Origin of the sequence: Curtobacterium sp. APC 4022 (assembly GCF_030407555.1) — a bacterium.
GTDB lineage: Bacteria > Actinomycetota > Actinomycetes > Actinomycetales > Microbacteriaceae > Curtobacterium.
Genome location: NZ_JASDDD010000025.1, coordinates 1 through 17,606 on the forward strand (window position 1 = coordinate 1; position 17,606 = coordinate 17,606).

At 72.2% G+C, this 17,606-nt stretch carries 16 protein-coding genes; 10 read left to right on the forward strand and 6 right to left on the reverse strand.

Annotated features, from left to right (window positions below):
• Window positions 1-234: 234 nt before the first annotated feature.
• Entirely contained in the window at window positions 235-1,248 is a 1,014-nt protein-coding gene (locus tag QL987_RS09560; protein WP_290157400.1) for an iron-siderophore ABC transporter substrate-binding protein, read from the reverse strand.
• Between the two features lie 69 nt (window positions 1,249-1,317).
• Here QL987_RS09560 and QL987_RS09565 point away from each other — a divergent pair, with 69 nt between their 5' ends.
• Window positions 1,318-2,190: a shikimate dehydrogenase gene (locus QL987_RS09565; protein WP_290157401.1), complete on the forward strand. Its 873-nt coding sequence runs from the start codon at window positions 1,318-1,320 to the stop codon at window positions 2,188-2,190.
• A 174-nt stretch (window positions 2,191-2,364) separates the two neighbouring features.
• Here QL987_RS09565 and QL987_RS09570 read toward each other — a convergent pair whose 3' ends face one another.
• Window positions 2,365-2,745, reverse strand: a complete 381-nt coding sequence (locus QL987_RS09570; RefSeq protein ID WP_290157402.1) for a YchJ family metal-binding protein — start codon at window positions 2,743-2,745, stop codon at window positions 2,365-2,367.
• Between the two features lie 37 nt (window positions 2,746-2,782).
• Complete coding sequence (locus tag QL987_RS09575; RefSeq protein WP_111074879.1) at window positions 2,783-3,208, reverse strand: organic hydroperoxide resistance protein; 426 nt, start codon at window positions 3,206-3,208, stop codon at window positions 2,783-2,785.
• A gap of 130 nt (window positions 3,209-3,338) precedes the next feature.
• Here QL987_RS09575 and QL987_RS09580 point away from each other — a divergent pair, with 130 nt between their 5' ends.
• From QL987_RS09580 to QL987_RS09590, 3 genes are read left to right on the forward strand one after another with little or no spacing between them, the layout of a single operon-like run.
• Window positions 3,339-4,013, forward strand: coding sequence for a hypothetical protein (locus tag QL987_RS09580; protein WP_290157403.1), 675 nt, complete (start codon window positions 3,339-3,341; stop codon window positions 4,011-4,013).
• A gap of 47 nt (window positions 4,014-4,060) precedes the next feature.
• Window positions 4,061-4,708: a maleylpyruvate isomerase N-terminal domain-containing protein gene (locus QL987_RS09585; protein ID WP_290157404.1), complete on the forward strand. Its 648-nt coding sequence runs from the start codon at window positions 4,061-4,063 to the stop codon at window positions 4,706-4,708.
• Window positions 4,709-4,746: 38 nt separating this feature from the next.
• Window positions 4,747-5,478: an SOS response-associated peptidase gene (locus QL987_RS09590; protein ID WP_290157406.1), complete on the forward strand. Its 732-nt coding sequence runs from the start codon at window positions 4,747-4,749 to the stop codon at window positions 5,476-5,478.
• A gap of 33 nt (window positions 5,479-5,511) precedes the next feature.
• Here the strand turns inward: QL987_RS09590 and QL987_RS09595 are convergent, their stop codons facing one another.
• Window positions 5,512-6,069, reverse strand: a complete 558-nt coding sequence (locus QL987_RS09595) for a hypothetical protein (RefSeq protein WP_290157407.1) — start codon at window positions 6,067-6,069, stop codon at window positions 5,512-5,514.
• Between the two features lie 124 nt (window positions 6,070-6,193).
• Between QL987_RS09595 and QL987_RS09600 the strand changes: the two genes are divergently transcribed.
• The 4 genes from QL987_RS09600 (at window position 6,194) to QL987_RS09615 (ending at window position 8,605) form a co-directional block, all read left to right on the forward strand.
• Complete coding sequence (locus QL987_RS09600) at window positions 6,194-6,874, forward strand: hypothetical protein (protein ID WP_290157408.1); 681 nt, start codon at window positions 6,194-6,196, stop codon at window positions 6,872-6,874.
• A 29-nt stretch (window positions 6,875-6,903) separates the two neighbouring features.
• The gene (locus QL987_RS09605; RefSeq protein WP_290157409.1) at window positions 6,904-7,725 is read left to right on the forward strand and encodes an ornithine carbamoyltransferase; all 822 of its coding nucleotides are present in this window, start codon (window positions 6,904-6,906) and stop codon (window positions 7,723-7,725) included.
• A gap of 99 nt (window positions 7,726-7,824) precedes the next feature.
• Window positions 7,825-8,001 (forward strand): hypothetical protein, encoded by a 177-nt coding sequence (locus tag QL987_RS09610; RefSeq protein ID WP_290157410.1) that lies wholly within the window; start codon window positions 7,825-7,827, stop codon window positions 7,999-8,001.
• 25 nt (window positions 8,002-8,026) lie between these two features.
• Window positions 8,027-8,605 (forward strand): NADPH-dependent FMN reductase, encoded by a 579-nt coding sequence (locus tag QL987_RS09615; protein WP_290157411.1) that lies wholly within the window; start codon window positions 8,027-8,029, stop codon window positions 8,603-8,605.
• 39 nt (window positions 8,606-8,644) lie between these two features.
• Here QL987_RS09615 and QL987_RS09620 read toward each other — a convergent pair whose 3' ends face one another.
• The gene (locus QL987_RS09620) at window positions 8,645-9,124 is read right to left on the reverse strand and encodes a GNAT family N-acetyltransferase (protein ID WP_290157413.1); all 480 of its coding nucleotides are present in this window, start codon (window positions 9,122-9,124) and stop codon (window positions 8,645-8,647) included.
• Window positions 9,125-9,146: 22 nt separating this feature from the next.
• Here QL987_RS09620 and QL987_RS09625 point away from each other — a divergent pair, with 22 nt between their 5' ends.
• Both QL987_RS09625 and QL987_RS09630 read left to right on the forward strand, forming a co-directional pair.
• Complete coding sequence (locus QL987_RS09625) at window positions 9,147-9,995, forward strand: histidine phosphatase family protein (protein ID WP_290157414.1); 849 nt, start codon at window positions 9,147-9,149, stop codon at window positions 9,993-9,995.
• An 83-nt stretch (window positions 9,996-10,078) separates the two neighbouring features.
• Window positions 10,079-10,618 (forward strand): hypothetical protein, encoded by a 540-nt coding sequence (locus QL987_RS09630; RefSeq protein ID WP_290157415.1) that lies wholly within the window; start codon window positions 10,079-10,081, stop codon window positions 10,616-10,618.
• A 103-nt stretch (window positions 10,619-10,721) separates the two neighbouring features.
• On the opposite strand, the gene QL987_RS09635 is transcribed toward QL987_RS09630, so the two are convergent.
• Window positions 10,722-17,528, reverse strand: a complete 6,807-nt coding sequence (locus tag QL987_RS09635) for an Ig-like domain-containing protein (protein ID WP_290157417.1) — start codon at window positions 17,526-17,528, stop codon at window positions 10,722-10,724.
• Window positions 17,529-17,606: the final 78 nt, after the last annotated feature.

Consider the following 17,606-nt stretch of genomic DNA (forward strand, 5'->3'; position numbering starts at 1 on the left):
GACCGGCCCACGTCCGGCGCCCCGCCGGCCCGGCGCCCGCTGCCGCGGCACCCACGCACAACACAAACCGGCCCGCACCACGACATACCGTGGTGCGGGCCGGTTCCGGTTGTGCGGGTCCCGCTCGCGCCGCGCAGCGCCCGCCAGGCGCAGCGCCGTGGCGCCCCAGCGCCCGCAGCGACTCCGGCGGCGCCCGCAGCGCCCGCGGCGGCCCGGCGCCCCGGCGCCCCGGCCTCAGCCGAGCTTCGAGGCGAACTCGTCCGGCAGCCGCTTCAGCGCCCACTCGATCGCGGCGGTCGTCCCGAGCGAGAACGCGTTCGAGACGTCCGAGTCGTCCACGACGATGGAGTGCCCGGCCTCGACCGACGGCACCTTCTGGAACAGCGGGTCCGCGGTGGCCTTCGACGCGTCGACGTAGATCGGCAGCACGACGGTGAGATCGGCGTCGAGGAGATCGAGGTTCTCGTTCGACAGTGAGACCGAGAACTCCTTGCCGGCGGCCTTGTCGATCGCGGACGGGATCGTGAAGCCGAGGTTCTGCATGAACGTCGCGCGGCTGTCGCGGGAGGCGTAGACGCCGAAGCCCTCGGACGTGTACGCGCCGATCGCAGCCGTCTTCCCCTCGAAGTCCGGGTGCGCCTTGCGTGCGGCGGCGTACGAGTCGTCGAGGTCGCTGAGCAGCTTCTTGCCCTCGGACTCCTTGCCCAGAGCCTTCGAGATCATGTCGACCTGCTGCGTGGTGGAGGTGAGGTAGTTCTCGCCGCCCTTCGGGATCGCGACGGTCGGGGCGATGGCGGACAGCTTGTCGTAGCGGTCCTTGTCGCCCGAGGACTTCACGTCGAGGATCAGGTCCGGCTTGAGCTTGAGGATGTCTTCGTAGCTGGGCTCGAGCGTCTTGATGATCTTCGGGGACTTCTTGTACGCCCCCTTGAGCCACGGGCCGACGCCGTCGCCACCGAAGGCGAGCCAGTCACTGGCGCCGACGGGCTCCACGCCGAGTTCGAGGGCCGTCTCGGCGTCTCCCCAGCCGAGAGCGACGACGCGCTTGGGGGCGGAGGCGATCGTCGTGGTGCCGAGCCCGGTCGTGATCGACACGGGGAAGGCGCCGTCCGACGAGCCGGCGGAGGACGACGAGGACGAGGGGCTCGACGAGGAGCACCCGGCCAGCACGAGCGCGGCCGCGACGACGGCGCCGGCCGCGGCGAGCACACGCCCGGAACGGCGCTTGGAGAGGGAGGAACGAATCACGAAGGGTAGCCTAACCTAAGGGTTCGCGGCCCGGGTGGGCGCCGGGGCCTGCCTGGATAGGCTGCGCGCGTGGCCCTCACCTTCCCTGACGCCGACCGCACGGAACTCGCCGTTCTCGGCTCCCCGATCGCGCACTCGCTCTCCCCCACGCTGCACGCTGCGGCCTACGACGTGCTCGGGGTGCCGTTCTCGTACGGGAGGCACGAGGTCGCGTCCGGTGGGCTCGCCGCGTTCGTCGCGGGGCTCGGCTCCGAGTGGCGTGGCCTCAGTCTCACGATGCCGCTGAAGCGCGAGGTGCTCCCCCTGCTCGACCGGACGACCCCGCTCGTCGACGAGCTCGGGGTCGCGAACACGGTCGCGTTCCGCCGAGAGGGCTCGTCGGTCGTCCTGGCGGGTGCGAACACCGACGTCGAGGGGATCGTCCGCCCGGTCGCGGCGCTCGGTCACGTGCCGGGCGAAGCCACCATCCTGGGCGGCGGGGCGACCGCGGCGAGCGCCCTCACCGCGTCACTGCGACTCGGCGCCTCACTGGTCCGGGTGTTCCTGCGCGACACCGGGAAGGCGGGCGACCTGGTGCTACTGGCGGCTCGACTCGGTGTGACGCTCGAGGTCCACGACCTGCGGGACCTCGGTTCGACGGACCCGATGGGCTTCGTGGTGTCGACCCTGCCGGGAGGCGCGGCGGACGAACTGCCCCTCGTGCCGTCCGGTCCGGACGCGGTGCTGTTCGACGTGGCGTACGAGCCGTGGCCGACCCGGGCCTCCACGGCGTGGACGGCTGCGGGCGGCCGGGTGCTGAACGGCCTCGACATGCTCAGCGAGCAGGCGATCGGGCAGATCCGCTTCTTCCTGACCGGGGACGAGGACGAGCTGCTGCCCGCCGAGGCCGAGGTCCGCCGGGCCATGCGCGCTGCCGTGGGCCTGCCGGAGACCATCGGCTGACGCGGGCCCTGCGGCGAGACGCCCCCGTCTCCGTCCGGCGCCGCCGATCGCCCGAGACGCCGCCGAACTCCGCGGCGTCTCGAGCAGACCGCGCCGTCTCACCGAGACGCCGGCGTCTCGGCGGCCAGACGGACGGACGGCACCCCAGCTCGAGGCCGAAGCCGCCGCCGAACCTCAGACCACGACACCGTCCACGTAGTACCAGTGCCCGCCCTCGCGGACGAAGTCACTCGTCTCCTCGAGCGTCCCGCGCTCGGTGTCGGAGCGCCACCACGCGCGGAAGGTGACGGTGCCGGCGGAGTCGAACGGGCCTCCCGACTGGGTGCCGACGATGTCGAGCCGCGTCCAGCGCTGCCCGGGGTCCAGGTCGAGCGACTCCGGCCGGGTGCGCGGGTGCCAGCTGCGGAGCAGGTACTCCGGCAGGCCGAGCGCGAAGGCGGAGAACCGCGACCGCATCAGCCGCTCGGCGGTGGGTGCGGGCGCGCCGGCGTGGAGGGGGCCGCAGCACTCGTCGTAGGGGTTGCCGCTCAGGCAGGGACAGCGGTCGGGGCTCACCGCTCCAGCCTAGGGAGCGGCGAGCACCGCGAGCGCCTCAGTCGACGAGCGAGAGCGTCACCGTGATGTTGCCGCGCGTGGCGTTCGAGTAGGGGCAGATGGTGTGCGCGAGCTCGACCAGCCGCTGTCGTTCGGGTCCGGCGACGCTCGGTGCGTACACGTCGAGCTCGACGGCCAGACCGAAGCCGCCCGAGCCGTTGCCGCCGATGCTGACCTCGGCGGAGACCTCGGCGCCGGTCGTGTCCAGCGTCAGCTCACGGCCGGCGGCGTGCAGCGCGCCGAGGAAGCAGGCCGCGTACCCGGCGGCGAAGAGCTGCTCGGGGTTGGTGCCCTCGCCGCTGCCGCCCATCTCCTTCGGCGGTCGGGTGTCGAGGTCGATGCGGTCGTCCTCGGTGCGGACGTGTCCGTCGCGGCCGCCTCCGGTGGCGTGGGCGGCAGCGGTGTAGACGATGTCGAGACTCATGCCGCCAGGTCATCGACCGTCGCTGGACGATCGCTGTGGAGGCGCGGGGTCGCGCGACCGGGGTGCCGCACCGCCGCAGATGGCCGGGCGTGTCCGAGCGATCCTCAGCGGGAGCCGGTAGACAGGGGCCGTGATCCGACTGGGGTGGCAGGTGTTCCGTGCGCGGTTCGGCGAGGACGTCTCGCCGAAGCGCTTCCGACGTGCCGTCACCGGGGGCGTCGTCGTGGGACCCCTCGCAGCCCTGGTGCTCGGCCTCACCGTCGTGAACACCGGCTGGACCGGCACCGGACCCGTCCGGGCGACGATCGTGGTGGTGCTCACCTCGCTGGCGGCCGGCCTGGTCACCGTCGGGTGCTTCCCGCTCGCGCAGACCCACGAGCCGCCCGCCACGATCGACGGCGAACGAGTCCGTCCGGAGACGACGCGGCTGGCCCGCGCCTCCGTACAGCGCTACCTGGTCCCGCAGCCGCCCGAGATGCGACCCGAGGACCGCGCCGACGTCCTGCACGACACGGCACTGGTGCGGCGGACGCTCGTGGTCGACGTCGCACGGGCCGCAGCGGTGCTGATCGGCTGCTCGCTCGCGGGCATCGCGCTGCTCACCACCAGCGACCGGGCCACGGTGGGCTTCACGATGACGCTCCTGGTCGTCTGGACCCTCCCCTCCACGTTCCTGCAGCTCGGCCGGACCGAGCGTGCGCACCGCGCCGCCGCCGCGTTGCCGCCGTCCGAGACGGCAGCCACGCCCCCGACCGCACGCAACCGGTTCCCGTCCGGATCGAAGATCGGGCTGCCCGGAGGCTGACCCGGGAGACGGGTGACGCCAGGCGTCGCTCGGGACAGGATGAGCGCATGGACCCCCGCCAGCTCTTCGCCACGACTGCAGCCTGGTTCGTCGAGGTCGTCGATGCCCTCCCGACGCCGGCGGACGACCCTGCGCTCTGGACCACCCCGGCGCTCGGCGTGTGGGACGTCCGCGCCTTCGTCGGTCACACGAACCGCGCACTGCTGACCGTCGCCGCCTACCTGTCGGCGAAGGACTCCCCCGACGATTCCCACGACGTCCAGGACGCCGCCGGCTACCTCCGCGCCACCGCGGGCTCCGTCGCGGACCCCGACGACGTCGCCGCCCGGGGCGTCGCCGCCGGCGCTGCGCTCGGCTCCGAACCGGCAGCTGCGGTGGCCCTGGCTCGCGACCGCGCACTCGCTGCGGTCGACACCGCCGGACGGGAGGCCCGCATCACCGTCGTGGGCGGCCTCCGTCTCCCCGTGGACGAGTACCTCTGCACCCGGGTGCTGGAACTCGTCGTGCACGGGGACGACCTGGTGCGTGCGGTCGCCGGAGCCGGCCATGTCGTGGACGTCGCGGTACCGGCGGAGTCGGTGCGGGCCTCCAGTCTGTTGCTCGCGGAGGCGGCGATCCGGCGTGGGGACGGGCCGCTGCTGCTGCGGGCGCTGTCGGGCCGCGGGCCGTTGCCGGCGGGCTACAGCGCACTGTGACCAGCACCCGCGTCGGCGGCTCCGTGCACACTGGGCTCATGTGTGGCCGCTTCGTCGTCTCCGACACCACCGCTGACCTGCTGCCCGAACTCGTCGGGGAGCTCGCGGCGCGCACCGAGCACGTCGACGAGGACACCGGCGAGGTCCACGCTGGCCTCGCGCCGAGCTGGAACGTCGCGCCGACCGACCCCGTCTACGCGGTCCGGCAGCGGCACGGGCAGCGTGAACTGCCGCAGATCAGCTGGGGCTTCGTACCGAGCTGGGCGAAGGACTTCCAGAAGCAGCGCCCGAAGCCGATCAACGCCCGCATCGAGACCGTCGCCACGAGCGGCATGTTCAAGCGGGCGTTCGCGACGAACCGCTGCATCGTGCCGGCGCAGGGCTACTACGAGTGGGTCGTGCGGGAGGACGGCAAGGAGCCGCACTTCGTCCACGAGCCCGGCGGTGCGCTGGCGATGGCCGGTGTCGTCAGTGCCTGGCCCGACCCCACGAAGCCCGAGGACGACCCGGACAAGTGGCGACTGTCGCTCGCGATCATCACGCGGGACGCCCACGTCGCTCCGGGTGAGGTGCACGACCGGATGCCGGCGTTCCTGACCCCCGACGGCTACGACGCCTGGCTCGGCGACGGTGCCGGCACCAACGACCTGCTCGCGCTGCTCGACCGGGACTCCCTCGAGGTCGCGGCGGGCCTCGAGCAGTACGAGGTCGCTCGGACAGTGAACAGTGTGCGGAACGACGGGCCGCACCTCATCGAGCCGCTGTTCTGATCGCTCAACCCTCCCTAGGGATCGATCTCTCCGTCACCGCGATGCGAGACCTCCGAGGTAGGCGGTGAGGACGCGATGTGAGTCGATCGGGCCGACGCGAGCGATGCGGTAGAGCAGGAGCGCGTCGACCAGGCCGACGAAGTCGACCGCGGCCACAGGGGCATCGGGCACGCCCAGCGCGCGGAGGATCTGCTCTGCGGTGGCGATGAGTGCGGCGCGGACGGGGTCCGCCGCGGTCAGGGGCGTCCGCACCGCATCGTCGGCCCGCAGTTCGGCGAGCAACGCCAGTCGCGCTGCCTGGGCATCGTGCTCGCGCGCCAGTGTCTCGAGGAACCCCTCCGCGATGCCGGTCGCGGCATCGACGTCGAGGACGGGAGGCACGGCCACGGTCTCGAGCGTGGTCGCGAGACGTTCGGAGATCCGAGCGACCACGAGGGCCGTGAGTTCGTTCCGGCTCCGCGCGTAGTACGAGGTTGATCCCGCTGGGACCCCGGCCTCTGCGTCGACCGCCCGGTGCGTCAGCGCGCGCACGCCCTCGCGTGCGACCAGCCGCAGACCAGCGTCTGCCAGGGACTTCCGCCGCTCGGACACCAGTCGATCGTAGTATCCTCTACATCTGTAGAGACACGAGGGGGACGGCATGCAGGTTGCAGTGGTGGGTGGGGGCGCTTCCGGACGCGCGATCGAACAGGCGCTGCAGGCACGAGGGTGCCACGTGACGCGACATTCGCGAGCGACCGGTTTCGACGTGCTCCGTGACGACGCCACGAAGCGACTGGCGGGAGCTGACGTCATCGTCGAGGCGACCGGCATGTTCACCACGAGCCGGCGGCGCGCCACCGACTTCTTCGGCCACTCGACACGAGCGATCGCCGCAGCCGCGACGGACCTCCAGGCGCACCACGTGCTCCTGTCGATCGTCAACTGCACGCTCCCCGCGGTGCAGGGCTACGGGTACTTCGCCGGCAAGACCATCCAGGAGCAGATCGCGAGGGACGTGAGCCCGCGACTCACGATCGTGCGCTCGACACAGTGGTTCGAGTTCGCTCGACAGAACCTCGAGCGCATGCGGACCGGGCCGTTCGCACTCGTGCCCGGCATGACCATCGCGCCGGTCGCACTCGACAGCGTCGCGACGGTCGTCGCCGACGTCGCCACGGGCCTCCGGACCGAGACAGCGGTCAACGTTGCGGGCCCGGAGACGATGACACTCTGGGAGATGACGCGGTCCCTGCCCGACCGGGGTGTGGTCGCGGTCCCGTTGCCGATCCCGGGCGCGATGGGGCGGGCCTTCCGGAACGGGGCGCTGGTTCCCGGAGCAGACGCCGAGGTCATCGGTCCGCGGTTCACAGAGTGGCTGGGGAGCCAGGAGGCAGCGGACTCCGCGGCACGATGAGCAGACTCGCCACTGTCTACGGTGGTGCCATGCGGTCCCTCACCACCCTCGACGCCTGGTCGGCGGACGACGTCGAAGCGGTCTTCGCCCTCGCTGACGCCTACGACCAGGGCCGCGGTCCGACGACGCAGGGCGCAGCTGTCCTCTTCTTCCCGTCGACGAGCCTGCGCACGCGTGTGACGTTCGAACGCGGAGCGTCCCTGATGGGCTTGCAGCCGATCGTGTTCCCGGACAAGACGCTCGACAAACCGGAGGCGCTCGCGGACGTCGCCGAGTACCTGGCTCCTTGGGCCGACATCGTCGTGGCCCGGCACCCCGACCTGGCGGTCATCGAGCAACTGGCCGCGGCACAGGCGCTGCCCGTCGTGAACGCGATGACCGACGAGAACCATCCGTGCGAGGTGCTCGCCGACCTGTTCTCGCTGCGCCGACACGGCGACATCACCGCGCTCCGCTTCCTCTTCGTGGGCGCGGACGGCAACATCGCCCGCGCCTGGCAAGAGGCCGCTCGCGTCCTGCAACTCGACCTGGTGCAGTGCTGCCCCGCTGAGCTCGCGACTCCGGGTGCGGTCTGGACCGACGACCTGGAGGCTGCGGTCCGGTCAGCAGACGTGGTCCTGACCGACGGACCCGGCCGTCATGCCGACGCGCTCGCGCCGTTCCGCGTCACCGCGGAACTGCTCGACCGGGCGCCGGTCGGAGTCCGCTTCGCGCCCTGCCCGCCGTTCATCCGCGGCCGAGAGGTGAGCGCCGACGCGATCGACCACCGCGCCTTCGTCGGGCACGCCTTCAAGGCACCGCTGCTCCCCGTGCAGCAGGCCGTCATGGCGCTCTGTCTGGACCTCGGCTGATCCCAGAGCCGTACTGCCAGCCGAAGCCGGCGTGCCTCCCGGGGTGACACCGGCGCAGCAGAGTCGTAGCGTGTCAGGAAGTCGAACGAGGGGACGACCATGAAGTGGACAGCCAGTGACATCGTCATCGCGGTCTGTGCGGGGATCTGCCTGGTGCTCGGAGTCGTGGTGGCACCGGCCGCATCCGGATCCGTCTGGATCCCGGTGCTGATCGGGCTCGCGCTGACGGTGATGCTCGTGCAGGTCCGACGGCAGCGGAGCCGTCGCGTCGGATGACCCGTCGCTTCGGTACCGTGCTCGTGTGTCGTCGCTGAACCTCCCGGTCTTCTCCTGCAGCCTCGACCCGGCGAGCGTGAGCCGCCGACTCGCCGAACAGGTTGCTGACGCCATCGCCAGCCAGGGACACCGGAGCACGGTCGTCGACCTGGCCGACGTCTCGCTGCCGCCGTTCGACAACGACGGTGTCTTCGACAGCGACGAGTTCCACGCCGTGCACCGCGTCATCGACGAAGCGGACGGCGTCGTCCTCGCCTTCCCGATCTACAACTGGGCGCCGTCATCGACGGTGAAGTCGCTCATCGAGTCCACCGGCGCGACCGGTGCAGGTCGGCGCGCGGCATGGTTCGACAAGGTCGTCACGTTCGTCTGCGCTGCCGGTCTGCCGCACAGCACGATGGCGACCGGACCACTCGCGCAGTCATTGATGCTGGACTTCAAGTGCATCGTGAACCCCTACACGGCGTACTTCTCCGAGCGGGACTGGGACGGCGACCAGCTGCGGCCGGACCGCGCCGATCGTCTCGACAAGACGGTGTCGGTCCACGTCGAACTGGCACGACTGCTGCAGGGCAGGACGTACTCGTCGGACTGGGAGGTCTGACGGCGACGAACACCAGCCGGGAGGCGCGGCAACCGTCCGTCAGACGAGCTCACGTCGGTAGAACACGAGCGCTGCGCCGCGCCGGACCTCGACGAAGCCGTTCTTCTCGAGGACCCGCTGCGAGGCGACGTTCGCGACGTCGGTGTCCGCGACGGCCGCCCGTGCCCCGTTGTCAGCCGCATGCTGGAGTGCCAGCTCGACGGCCTCGGTCGCGATTCCTGCACCCCGGGCCGACGGGACGAGCCCGTACCCGAACTCCACGGTCCCGGTGCCGTCCGGCGGCCCGAAGAACCCGATGCCGCCGACCGCCGAGCCGTCCGATCGCCGCCGGACCAGGTACATGGTGAAGACCGGGTCGGGGCTCGATGCAGCCCCGAGCGACCGCAGCGGGTCGAGCTCGTCCGCGAACGGGTACTCCGGATGCCAGTCGTCCCCCGGCTGCTCGTCACGCGCGACGATGCGGCGCGCGAGCTCCGGCGAGATGACGTCGAGCACGGTTCGACCACCGACGAGGACCACACCCCGACAGTACTGTCGTCGGATGCACTGCACGTTCCTCACCCACCCCGAGGTCGTCGTGGACCCCGCCGTGCCGATCGAGGACTGGGGCCTGTCACCGCAGGGAGCTGCTCGCGCCGGACGTGCCGCTTCTGTCCTGCCCCGGCCGGAGCGGCTGGTCAGCAGCACCGAGCGGAAGGCGCTCGACACCGCCGCGGTGCTCGCCAGGTCCTGGCAGCTCGACGCCGAAGTCGACGCGCGACTGGGCGAGATGGACCGCAGCGCCACGGGCTACCTCGACCCGCAGGAGTTCGAGCCGACCGTCGATGCGTTCTTCGCCCGGCCTCTGGAGTCGGTCCGCGGATGGGAACGGGCCGTCGATGCGCAGCGCCGGATCGAGCAGGCGGTCCGTCAGCTCGTCGCCGAGACGCCGCAGCGGTCGATCGTGTTCGTGGCGCACGGCGGGGTCGGGGCGCTCCTGCTGGCGAGCTTCACCCGGGTCCCGATCATCCGCGAGCTCGACCAGCCGGGCATGGGCAGCATGTTCCGGTTCGACCCGACGCGCTGGGAGGCGCTGTCCACCTGGCAACGGATCGCCTGGAACAGCGGGTCGGCTGACGCGACGGATCGAACGGCGGCGATCCCCGGTCAGGGACCCGGAGTGAAGCCGGGCAGCAGCCCCACACCCAACCCGACCACCAGCGGTGCGAGCACGACGACGAACGCGCCGATCCCCACCACAACGGCGCCGACCAGCGAGACGAGCGCGGTCAGCAGCCCGAGGAGCCCCACGAGTCCGGCCGCCCGTCCGGCGTCGCCGCCGCCCGGAACAGCGGTCATCGCGCTCGAGAACAGGGCGCGCATCGGGTCGTCAGCCATCCCGGCACAGTAGCCCGGCAACCCGGGGGTCAGCCCCACCCCGTTCCGGCAGGTGGCCACATTCCGGGGCAGGTACCCCGTCGAGACGATGGACACATGACCTCGACGCAGCACCGCACCACGAACGACACCACAGCCGACACCACCCAGACCACCACCCGATCCGAGCGTTCGGCCCTCACCTCCGCGGTCGGCGTCCTCGGCATGGGCGTCATCGTCCTGGCCCTCGCCGGCTGCAGCGTGGTGAAGCCGTACCTGCCCGAGCAGCAGGAGCACTTCGACACCTACGCCGATGCCCCGTCGACGGCGGACTCCGAGGACCTCGCCTGGTTCATGCCGAAGTGGGTGCCGACGGATGCGAAGGACATCGACGTCCGGCTCGACACGAGCAAGCCCGGCTACGTCATCGGCTTCACGTCGGCCGACGGGGTCGACACGAGCGCGTGCAAGTCGGTCGACGGCGCGAAGGGCGGCCCGGCGATGACCGCGGGCTTCCTGCCCGACCGGCTGCCGACGACGTCCCTCGTCACCTGCGGCGACGGCCGCCTCACGGCCGAGGTCGACGGCCGCTGGTACGGCTGGACCCCGGTCGAGCCGGTGGCGTCCGACGAGAACGACACGCTCCGCACCGACTGACGGGCCGCGCCCGCGCCACACATGGACGGGAGGCCCGGATCACGTGAGCCGATCGGCTGACGTGATCCGGGCCTCCCGGCTGTCACGGAACTCCGGACGACGCCTACCGGCGCCGGCGCGGTCCGATCGGCCCGGTCTCCTCGACCGATCCGTCGGCCAGCATCCGCCGTCGGAGCAGCAGCGCCGCCCCGGCCAGCAGCAGTGCGAGCGCCCCGAGCCCGAGCCCGGCCAGGCCCGTGCTGCCGGTGAAGGCGAGCTGCGCCACGTGGGCGACGGCCGCGATCCCGACCGGGTAGGTGACGGTGATCGTCGCGGTGACGACCTGCCCGGCGCTGTCCTGCACGGTGTAGTCGACCTTCTCGGTGCCGTGGAAGCCGCGGACGGGCGTGAAGGTGACGACCCCGTCCTCGACGTGCCAGCTGCCCGAGCCGCGCACGGTGACCCGGTCGGTCATGTGCCCGGTGGCGGGGTCGACCAGGTGCAGCGTGTCGGTGTCGAACGTGGCGCCGCCGGTCGGGCTGTCGTTGTCGAGCGGCTCGACGGTGACGGCGCGTCCGGTCCGGCCGGTGCCCCGGTCGTCGGTGGCGACCGCCGCGGCGACGACCGTGATGGTCGCGGTCGCACGGGTGGTCTGCCCGGAGGCGTCGGTCACCGTGTACGTGAACGTGTCCTGTCCGGTGAACCCCGCGGCCGGCGTGTAGACGTACGACCCGTCGGACTGCACGCGGACCGTGCCGTGTGCCGCCGTGCGGGCGAGGCTCGTGGTGAGCCCGGTGCCCGAGTCGTTGCCGAGCAGCCCGTGGCGGGCGTCCACGGCGAGCGCCGTCCCGGCGACGGTGCGGCCGGTGTCGTCGGCCGCGGCGATGCCGACGGTCACGGTGACGCTGGTGTCGACGGTCTGCCCGCTGGCGTCCCGCACCGTGTACGGCACGGTGTCGGTGCCGGAGAACCCGGCGGCCGGCGTGTAGACGAAGGTGCCGTCGGCGGCGATGGTCGCGGTGCCGTGGGCGGCCGTCCCGACGGACAGGACCCGTAGCGTGGTGCCGCGGTCGTTGCCGAGCACGCCGGGTCCGCGGACGGTGACGGCGGTGCCCGCGGTGGTGCGGGCGGTGTCGGCGGTCGCGGTCGGGGTGACGTCGATCGCGACCAGGGCGACGGCGGTGTTCTCCTCGGCGTCGTGTGCCGTGTAGGTGAACCAGTCGCGGCCGGACCAGTTCGCGGACGGGGCGTACACGTACGACCCGTCCGTCGCGAGGCGGAGTGTGCCGTGCTGCGGGTGGAGGTCGACCGAGGCCCAGAGTCCGGTGCCGGAGTCGTCGGACAGGACGCCGTGCGTGCGGGCCATCCGGACGGTTCCGTTGGTGGTCGTGGTGCTCCAGTCGTCGACCGCGACGGCGCCGACCAGGACGGTGACGGTGGCCGTCGTCGTCTGTCCGGCGGCGTCGGTCACCGTGTAGGTGAAGCGGTCGGTGCCGGAGGACCCGGCGGCCGGCGTGTAGACGAGTCCGCCGTCGGTGCCGGTGGTGACGGTGCCGTGTCGGGCGTCGCCGTGTCCGGTGACGGTGAGGCCGGTGCCGGAGTCGTTGCCGGTGAGGGCGCGACCGGCGATGGTGAGCGCCTGGCCACCGGCGGTGCGGAGGACGTCGGCCGTGGCCGTCGGCGTGACCGTGACGGTGACGGTCGCCGAGGCGGTGCCTCCGGTCGGGTCGACGACGGTGTACCGGAACGTGTCCGTGCCGGAGAACCCGGCCGCCGGGGCGTACGTGACGGTCCCACTGCCGGTCACGCTGACTGCTCCGTGCGCGGCCGTGCCGACACCGGTGACGCGCAGGCTGGTGCCGGAGTCGTTGCCCGTGACGGCGACGGCGACCGGGCTGCCGGCCGTCGTGGTGGCGGTGTCGTCGACGGTCTTCGGGGCGACGGTGATCGTCACGGTGCCGGTGGTGGTGCCGCCGCTGCCGTCGGTGACGGTCACGTCGAACCCGTCCGGCCCGGAGTACCCCGGCGCGGGGGTGTACGTGTACGAGCCGTCCTTGCCGACGTCGACGGTGCCGTGGTCGGGGGTGCCGTGGCCGGTGACCTCGAGGTCGGTGCCGGTGGAGCCGGTGAGGACGCCCTGTCCGGCGGGGACGACGAGCTGGCCGTCCGCGGTGGCGGTGGCGTCGGGTACGGCGAGCACCGGGGTCACCGTGATGGTGAGGGTGCTGGTCGCGGTGCTGCCGATCGCGTCGGTCACGGTGACCGTGACGCTGTCCGTGCCGGACCAGCCGGCGGTGGGGACGTAGGTGACGGTGCCGTCGGCGTCGACCGTGGCGGTGCCGTGCGCGCCGTCGCTGACGTCGGTGACGTGCACGCCGGTGCCGGCGTCGTTGGCGGTCAGCGCAGCCGAGGTCGCGGTGACTGGCTGCCCGGCGCTCGTGGTGCGGGTGTCGTCGCCGGCAGCGGGCCGCACGGTGATCGTGACGGTGCCGGTCGCCTTCGTGCCCGCGCCGTCGGTCGCCGTGTAGGTGGCGCGGTCGGTGCCGGAGAACCCGTCGGCCGGCGTGTACGAGTACGAGCCGTCGGCGTGCAGGTCGAGCGTGCCGTGTGCGGGCACCTGGTCGACGGTCGCGGTCAGGCCGGTGCCACGGTCGTTCGTCAGGACGCCGTCACCCTCCGCGACGGTGCGCGTGGACCCGGCCGTCGCGGTCACGGTGTCGGGCGTCGCCATCGGGCCGACCACCACGATGACGGTCGCGGTGGCGGACTGCCCGGAGGCGTCGGTCACCGTGTACGTGATCGTGTCGGTCCCCGAGAAGCCGGGCGTCGGCGTGTATCGAACCGTGCCGTCCGTGCCGAGGGAGACGTCGCCGTGGTCGGCGCCGCCCGCCGTCGTGACGGTCAGGCCGGTGCCGGAGTCGTTGCCGAGCAGCGTCGCCGCCGGGATCGACACGGGCTTGCCGGCTGCGGTCCCGACGGTGTCGGCCATCGCGACCGGGAGGACCGTGACGGTCACCGTCGACAGCCCGCTCGGGCGTCCACTGGCGTCCGTCACCCGGTAGGTGAACGTGTCCGTCCCCGAGGTCCCGGCAGCCGGTGCGTAGGTGACCGTGCCGTCCCGCTCGAGGACGACGCTGCCGTGTGCGGGCGCCCCGACGAGCTCGGTGTGCAGGCCGACGCCGGAGTCGTTCGCCTGGACGTCGATCGTGACGGGCCAGTTGGCCGAGGTGATCGCCCGGTCGTCCACGGTCGCCGGGGTGACGACGAGCGTCATCGTGGCGGTGGCGGGCGTGCCGGCGGTGTCGGTCACCGTGTAGGTGAACGAGTCGTCGCCGGAGAACCCGTCGACGGGCGTGTACTTCACCGCGCCGGTGGTGTCGTCGAGCACCAGGACGCCGTGGCCCGGCTCGGTGTGGCGGGTGATGCTCAGGCCGGTGCCGCGGTCGTTGCCGAGGACCCCGGTGGCGGGGGTCGTGCGGGTGAGGGTCTCCCCTGCCCGGACGGTGCCGGCGTCGTCGGTCGCGACCGGGGCGACGAGGACACGGACGGTGGCGGTGCTGGTGTTCCCGGCGGCGTCGGTCACCGTGTAGGTGAACGAGTCGGTGCCCGAGGTCCCGTCGGCCGGGGTGATGGTGATCGAGCCGTCGGCGCCGAGGACGACGGTGGTGTGCGCACCGTCGGTGACCGCGGTGACGGTCAGGCCGGTGCCTGCGTCGTTGCCGGTGAGGGTGCCCGCGGTGACGACGAGCGGCGTGCCGGCCGTCGTGGTGAGGCGGTCGTCCTGTGCCTTCGGCCGCACGGTCACGGTGACGAGCCCGGTGGACTTCCCACCGGAGCCGTCGGTCGCCGTGTAGGTGAAGGTGTCCGTGCCGGAGAACCCGTCGGCCGGCGTGTAGGTGTACGAGCCGTCGGCGTGCAGGTCGAGCGTGCCGTTCGCCGGCGCACGGTCGGTCTTCGCCCGCAGGTCGGAGCCCTGGTCGTTGGCGAGCACGCCGTCGGCCTTGGCCACGGTCAGGGTCGTGCCGGCGGTGGCGGTCGCGGTGTCGGGCTTCGCCATCGGCCCGACGACGACCGTGATCGTCGCGGTGGTCGACTGCCCGGAGGCATCGGTCACCGTGTACGTGACGGTGTCGGTCCCCGAGAAGCCGGGCTTCGCGGTGTACGTGATCGTGCCGTCCGTGCCGAGCGTCACGTCGGCGTGGGACGTGCCGGTGGCCTTCGTGATGGTCAGGCCGGTGCCGGAGTCGTTGCCGAGCACGGTCGCGGCCGGGATCGTCAGCGTCTTCGTGGCCTGCGCCGATGCGGCATCACCGTTCGCGACCGGGGTCACGGTCACGGTGACGGTCACCGGGGCGGTCGTCCTCCCCGCGGCGTCGGTCACCGTGTAGGTGAAGGAGTCCGTCCCCGAGGTGCCGACGGCGGGCGTGTACTGCACGGTGCCGTCGGTGGCGACCGCGACCGTGCCGTGCTGGGGCTGGCCGACGACCGTGGTGGTCAGGCCGGTGCCGGAGTCGTTCGCCTGCACGTCGATGACGACCGGGTGGTCGGCGGGCGTGGTCACGGTGTCGGCGGTGGCCACGGGGCGGACCGTGATCGTCACCGTGGCGGACGTCGCCGCACCGGACCCGTCGGTCGCGGTGTAGTCGAAGCGGTCCGTCCCGGAGAAGCCCGCGGTCGGCGTGTACGTGTACGTGCCGGCGGTGGCGTCGAGCACCAGCGTGCCGTGGCCCGGTGCCGTGGAGTTCGTGATGGTCAGGGCCGTGCCGGAGTCGTTGCCCAGGACGCCGGTGGCACGGGTGGTCGTGCTGACCGAGCTGCCGGCGTCGACGGTCGCGGTGTCGTCGACGGCCTTCGGGGCGACCCGGACCGTGACGGTGACGGTGTCGGACTCGCCGTTGCCGTCGGTGATCGTCACGTCGAAGCCGTCCGGCCCGGAGTACCCCGGCGCCGGCGTGTACGTGGTCGTGCCGTCCGTGCCGACCGTGACCGTGCCGTGCGCGGGCGTCGTGGTGTCCGTGACGGTCAGGCCCGAGCCGAGGTCGTTGCCGAGCAGTCCCGGAGCGGCGACGGTCGTGGTCTGACCGGCGGTCGCGGTGATGGCGTCGGCCTTCGCGGTCGGCAGCACGGTGATGCTGACGGTGCCGGTGATCGTCGCGCGGGAGCCGTCCTTCGCCGTGTACGTGAAGCTGTCGGCGCCTGAGAAGCGGTCGTCGGGCGTGTACGTGTACGAGCCGTCGGCCGCGAGGCTCAGCGAACCGTGGGCCGGCGTCGTGTTGCCGGTGATGCTCAGGCGCGAGCCGTGGTCGTTGGCGAGCAGGCCGTGGGCGGCGTCCGCGGTGGCGGTCGAGCCGGCGTGCACGCTGAACGCGTCGTCGGTGGCGGTCGGGGTGACCGTGATCGTGACCGTGCTGGTCGAGGTCTGGCCGCTGCCGTCGGTCGCGGTGTAGTCGAACTGGTCGGTGCCCGAGGACCCGGCGTCCGGTGTGTACGTGAAGCTGCCGTCCGTGGCGCTCATCGTCAGCGTGCCGGAGGTCGGGTCGGTGTGGTTGGTGACCGTCAGCCCGGTGCCACGGTCGTTCGCCAGCACGCCAGCGGCCGGGACCGTGAGGGTGGTGTCGACCGGGGTCGAGTACGTGTCGGCGGTGGTCGAGGCGTGCACGAGCTTGAGCGTGTTCGTGAACGTGATGACGACGTCGGTGCCGTCGGTGCCCACGGCCTGCGGGAACGTGAACGCCGCGGTCTGCCCGGTGCCGGCCGCCACGGCGGTGCCGCTGTTGACGTCGACGGCCTTCCACGTGGTCGTGTAGTTCGCCAGGTCGGTGGTGCCGGCGGCGGTCTGCGCGACCGTGTACTTCTTGCCCGGCGTGGTGAGGATCGCGCCGGCTTTCTGGTCCTGCAGGCCGGTGGCGCTGCCGGCGGTGCTGGCGCTGGTGCCCTTGCTCGTCGCGGTGATGCCGTCGCCGGTGATCGCGAGGCCGAACTGGTCGGTCGCCTTCCACCGCTGGTCGACACTCGCGCGTCCGGTGACGGTGTCGGCGTAGTTGCAGGTGGCCAGGTCGCTGGCGTTGTAGTTGCCGACGACCGGGAAGCTCCGGACCTGGGCGCCCGACGTGGGGTCGAGCTGCATGAGCGTCGTCGTCGAGACCGGGCTCTGCGTCGTCCCACCGGTCGTCGTGTTCGAGACGTAGAGGTAGCCGTCGGACGAGAACGCGATGCCCGGGCTGTTCGTGCCGGACGGCAGCGTCGCGATCTCGGTGGTGGTCAGCGCGGTCGTCCCCGCAGTGGTGGGGACGGTCTCGGTGTCGACGCGGTACACCTTGTCGGCCGCGACGACGAAGAACAGGCCGCGAGAGCTGAAGGCGAAGTCGCCGTTGCCGGACTTCAGGCCGTTGATCTGCCCGACCTGCCCGATGGCCTTGCCGGTCGCCGGGTCGTAGGCCATCAGCGCGCCGGTGTTGTCGCCGTAGTAGTAGATGCCGGTGACCGGGTTCACCGCACCGCGGATGACCGAGCGCACCTTGTCGGTCGTCACCGGGGCGGAGGCGGTGTTCGTCTTCGGGTCGAAGGACCGCAGCGTGGCGGTCCCGCCGTTGGCGGCGGCGAACATCGACGCGCCCTCGCGGGAGATGCCGAGGCCGTTGTTCGCGCCCGTGCCGAGGTCAGCCACGTCGACCGTCGTGCCCTTGCTCGCGCCCGTCGTGATGTCGATTGCGACGACCTTGCCGGCCTTGTTCGTCGCGTACAGCGTGTTCTGGTCGCAGACGAAGCGGCTGTCCTGCGTCGCCTGCACCGCGGCGGAGGCGGGCGCGGCGGAGACCACGGCTGCAGTGCTCAGGCCGGCGCCGACGAGCAGCGCGGCGCCGAGCATGGCGAGGGGGCGGAGGCCGAACGCGCGGCGAGGCAGGGCGGTGCCCTGGGGAGCAGGCAGCATGAGTCACTTTCGGGTCGAGACAGCGAACCTGGCGCTCGAGGACCCGAGGGAATCGGAGAACGACCGTTCACGCCGAGC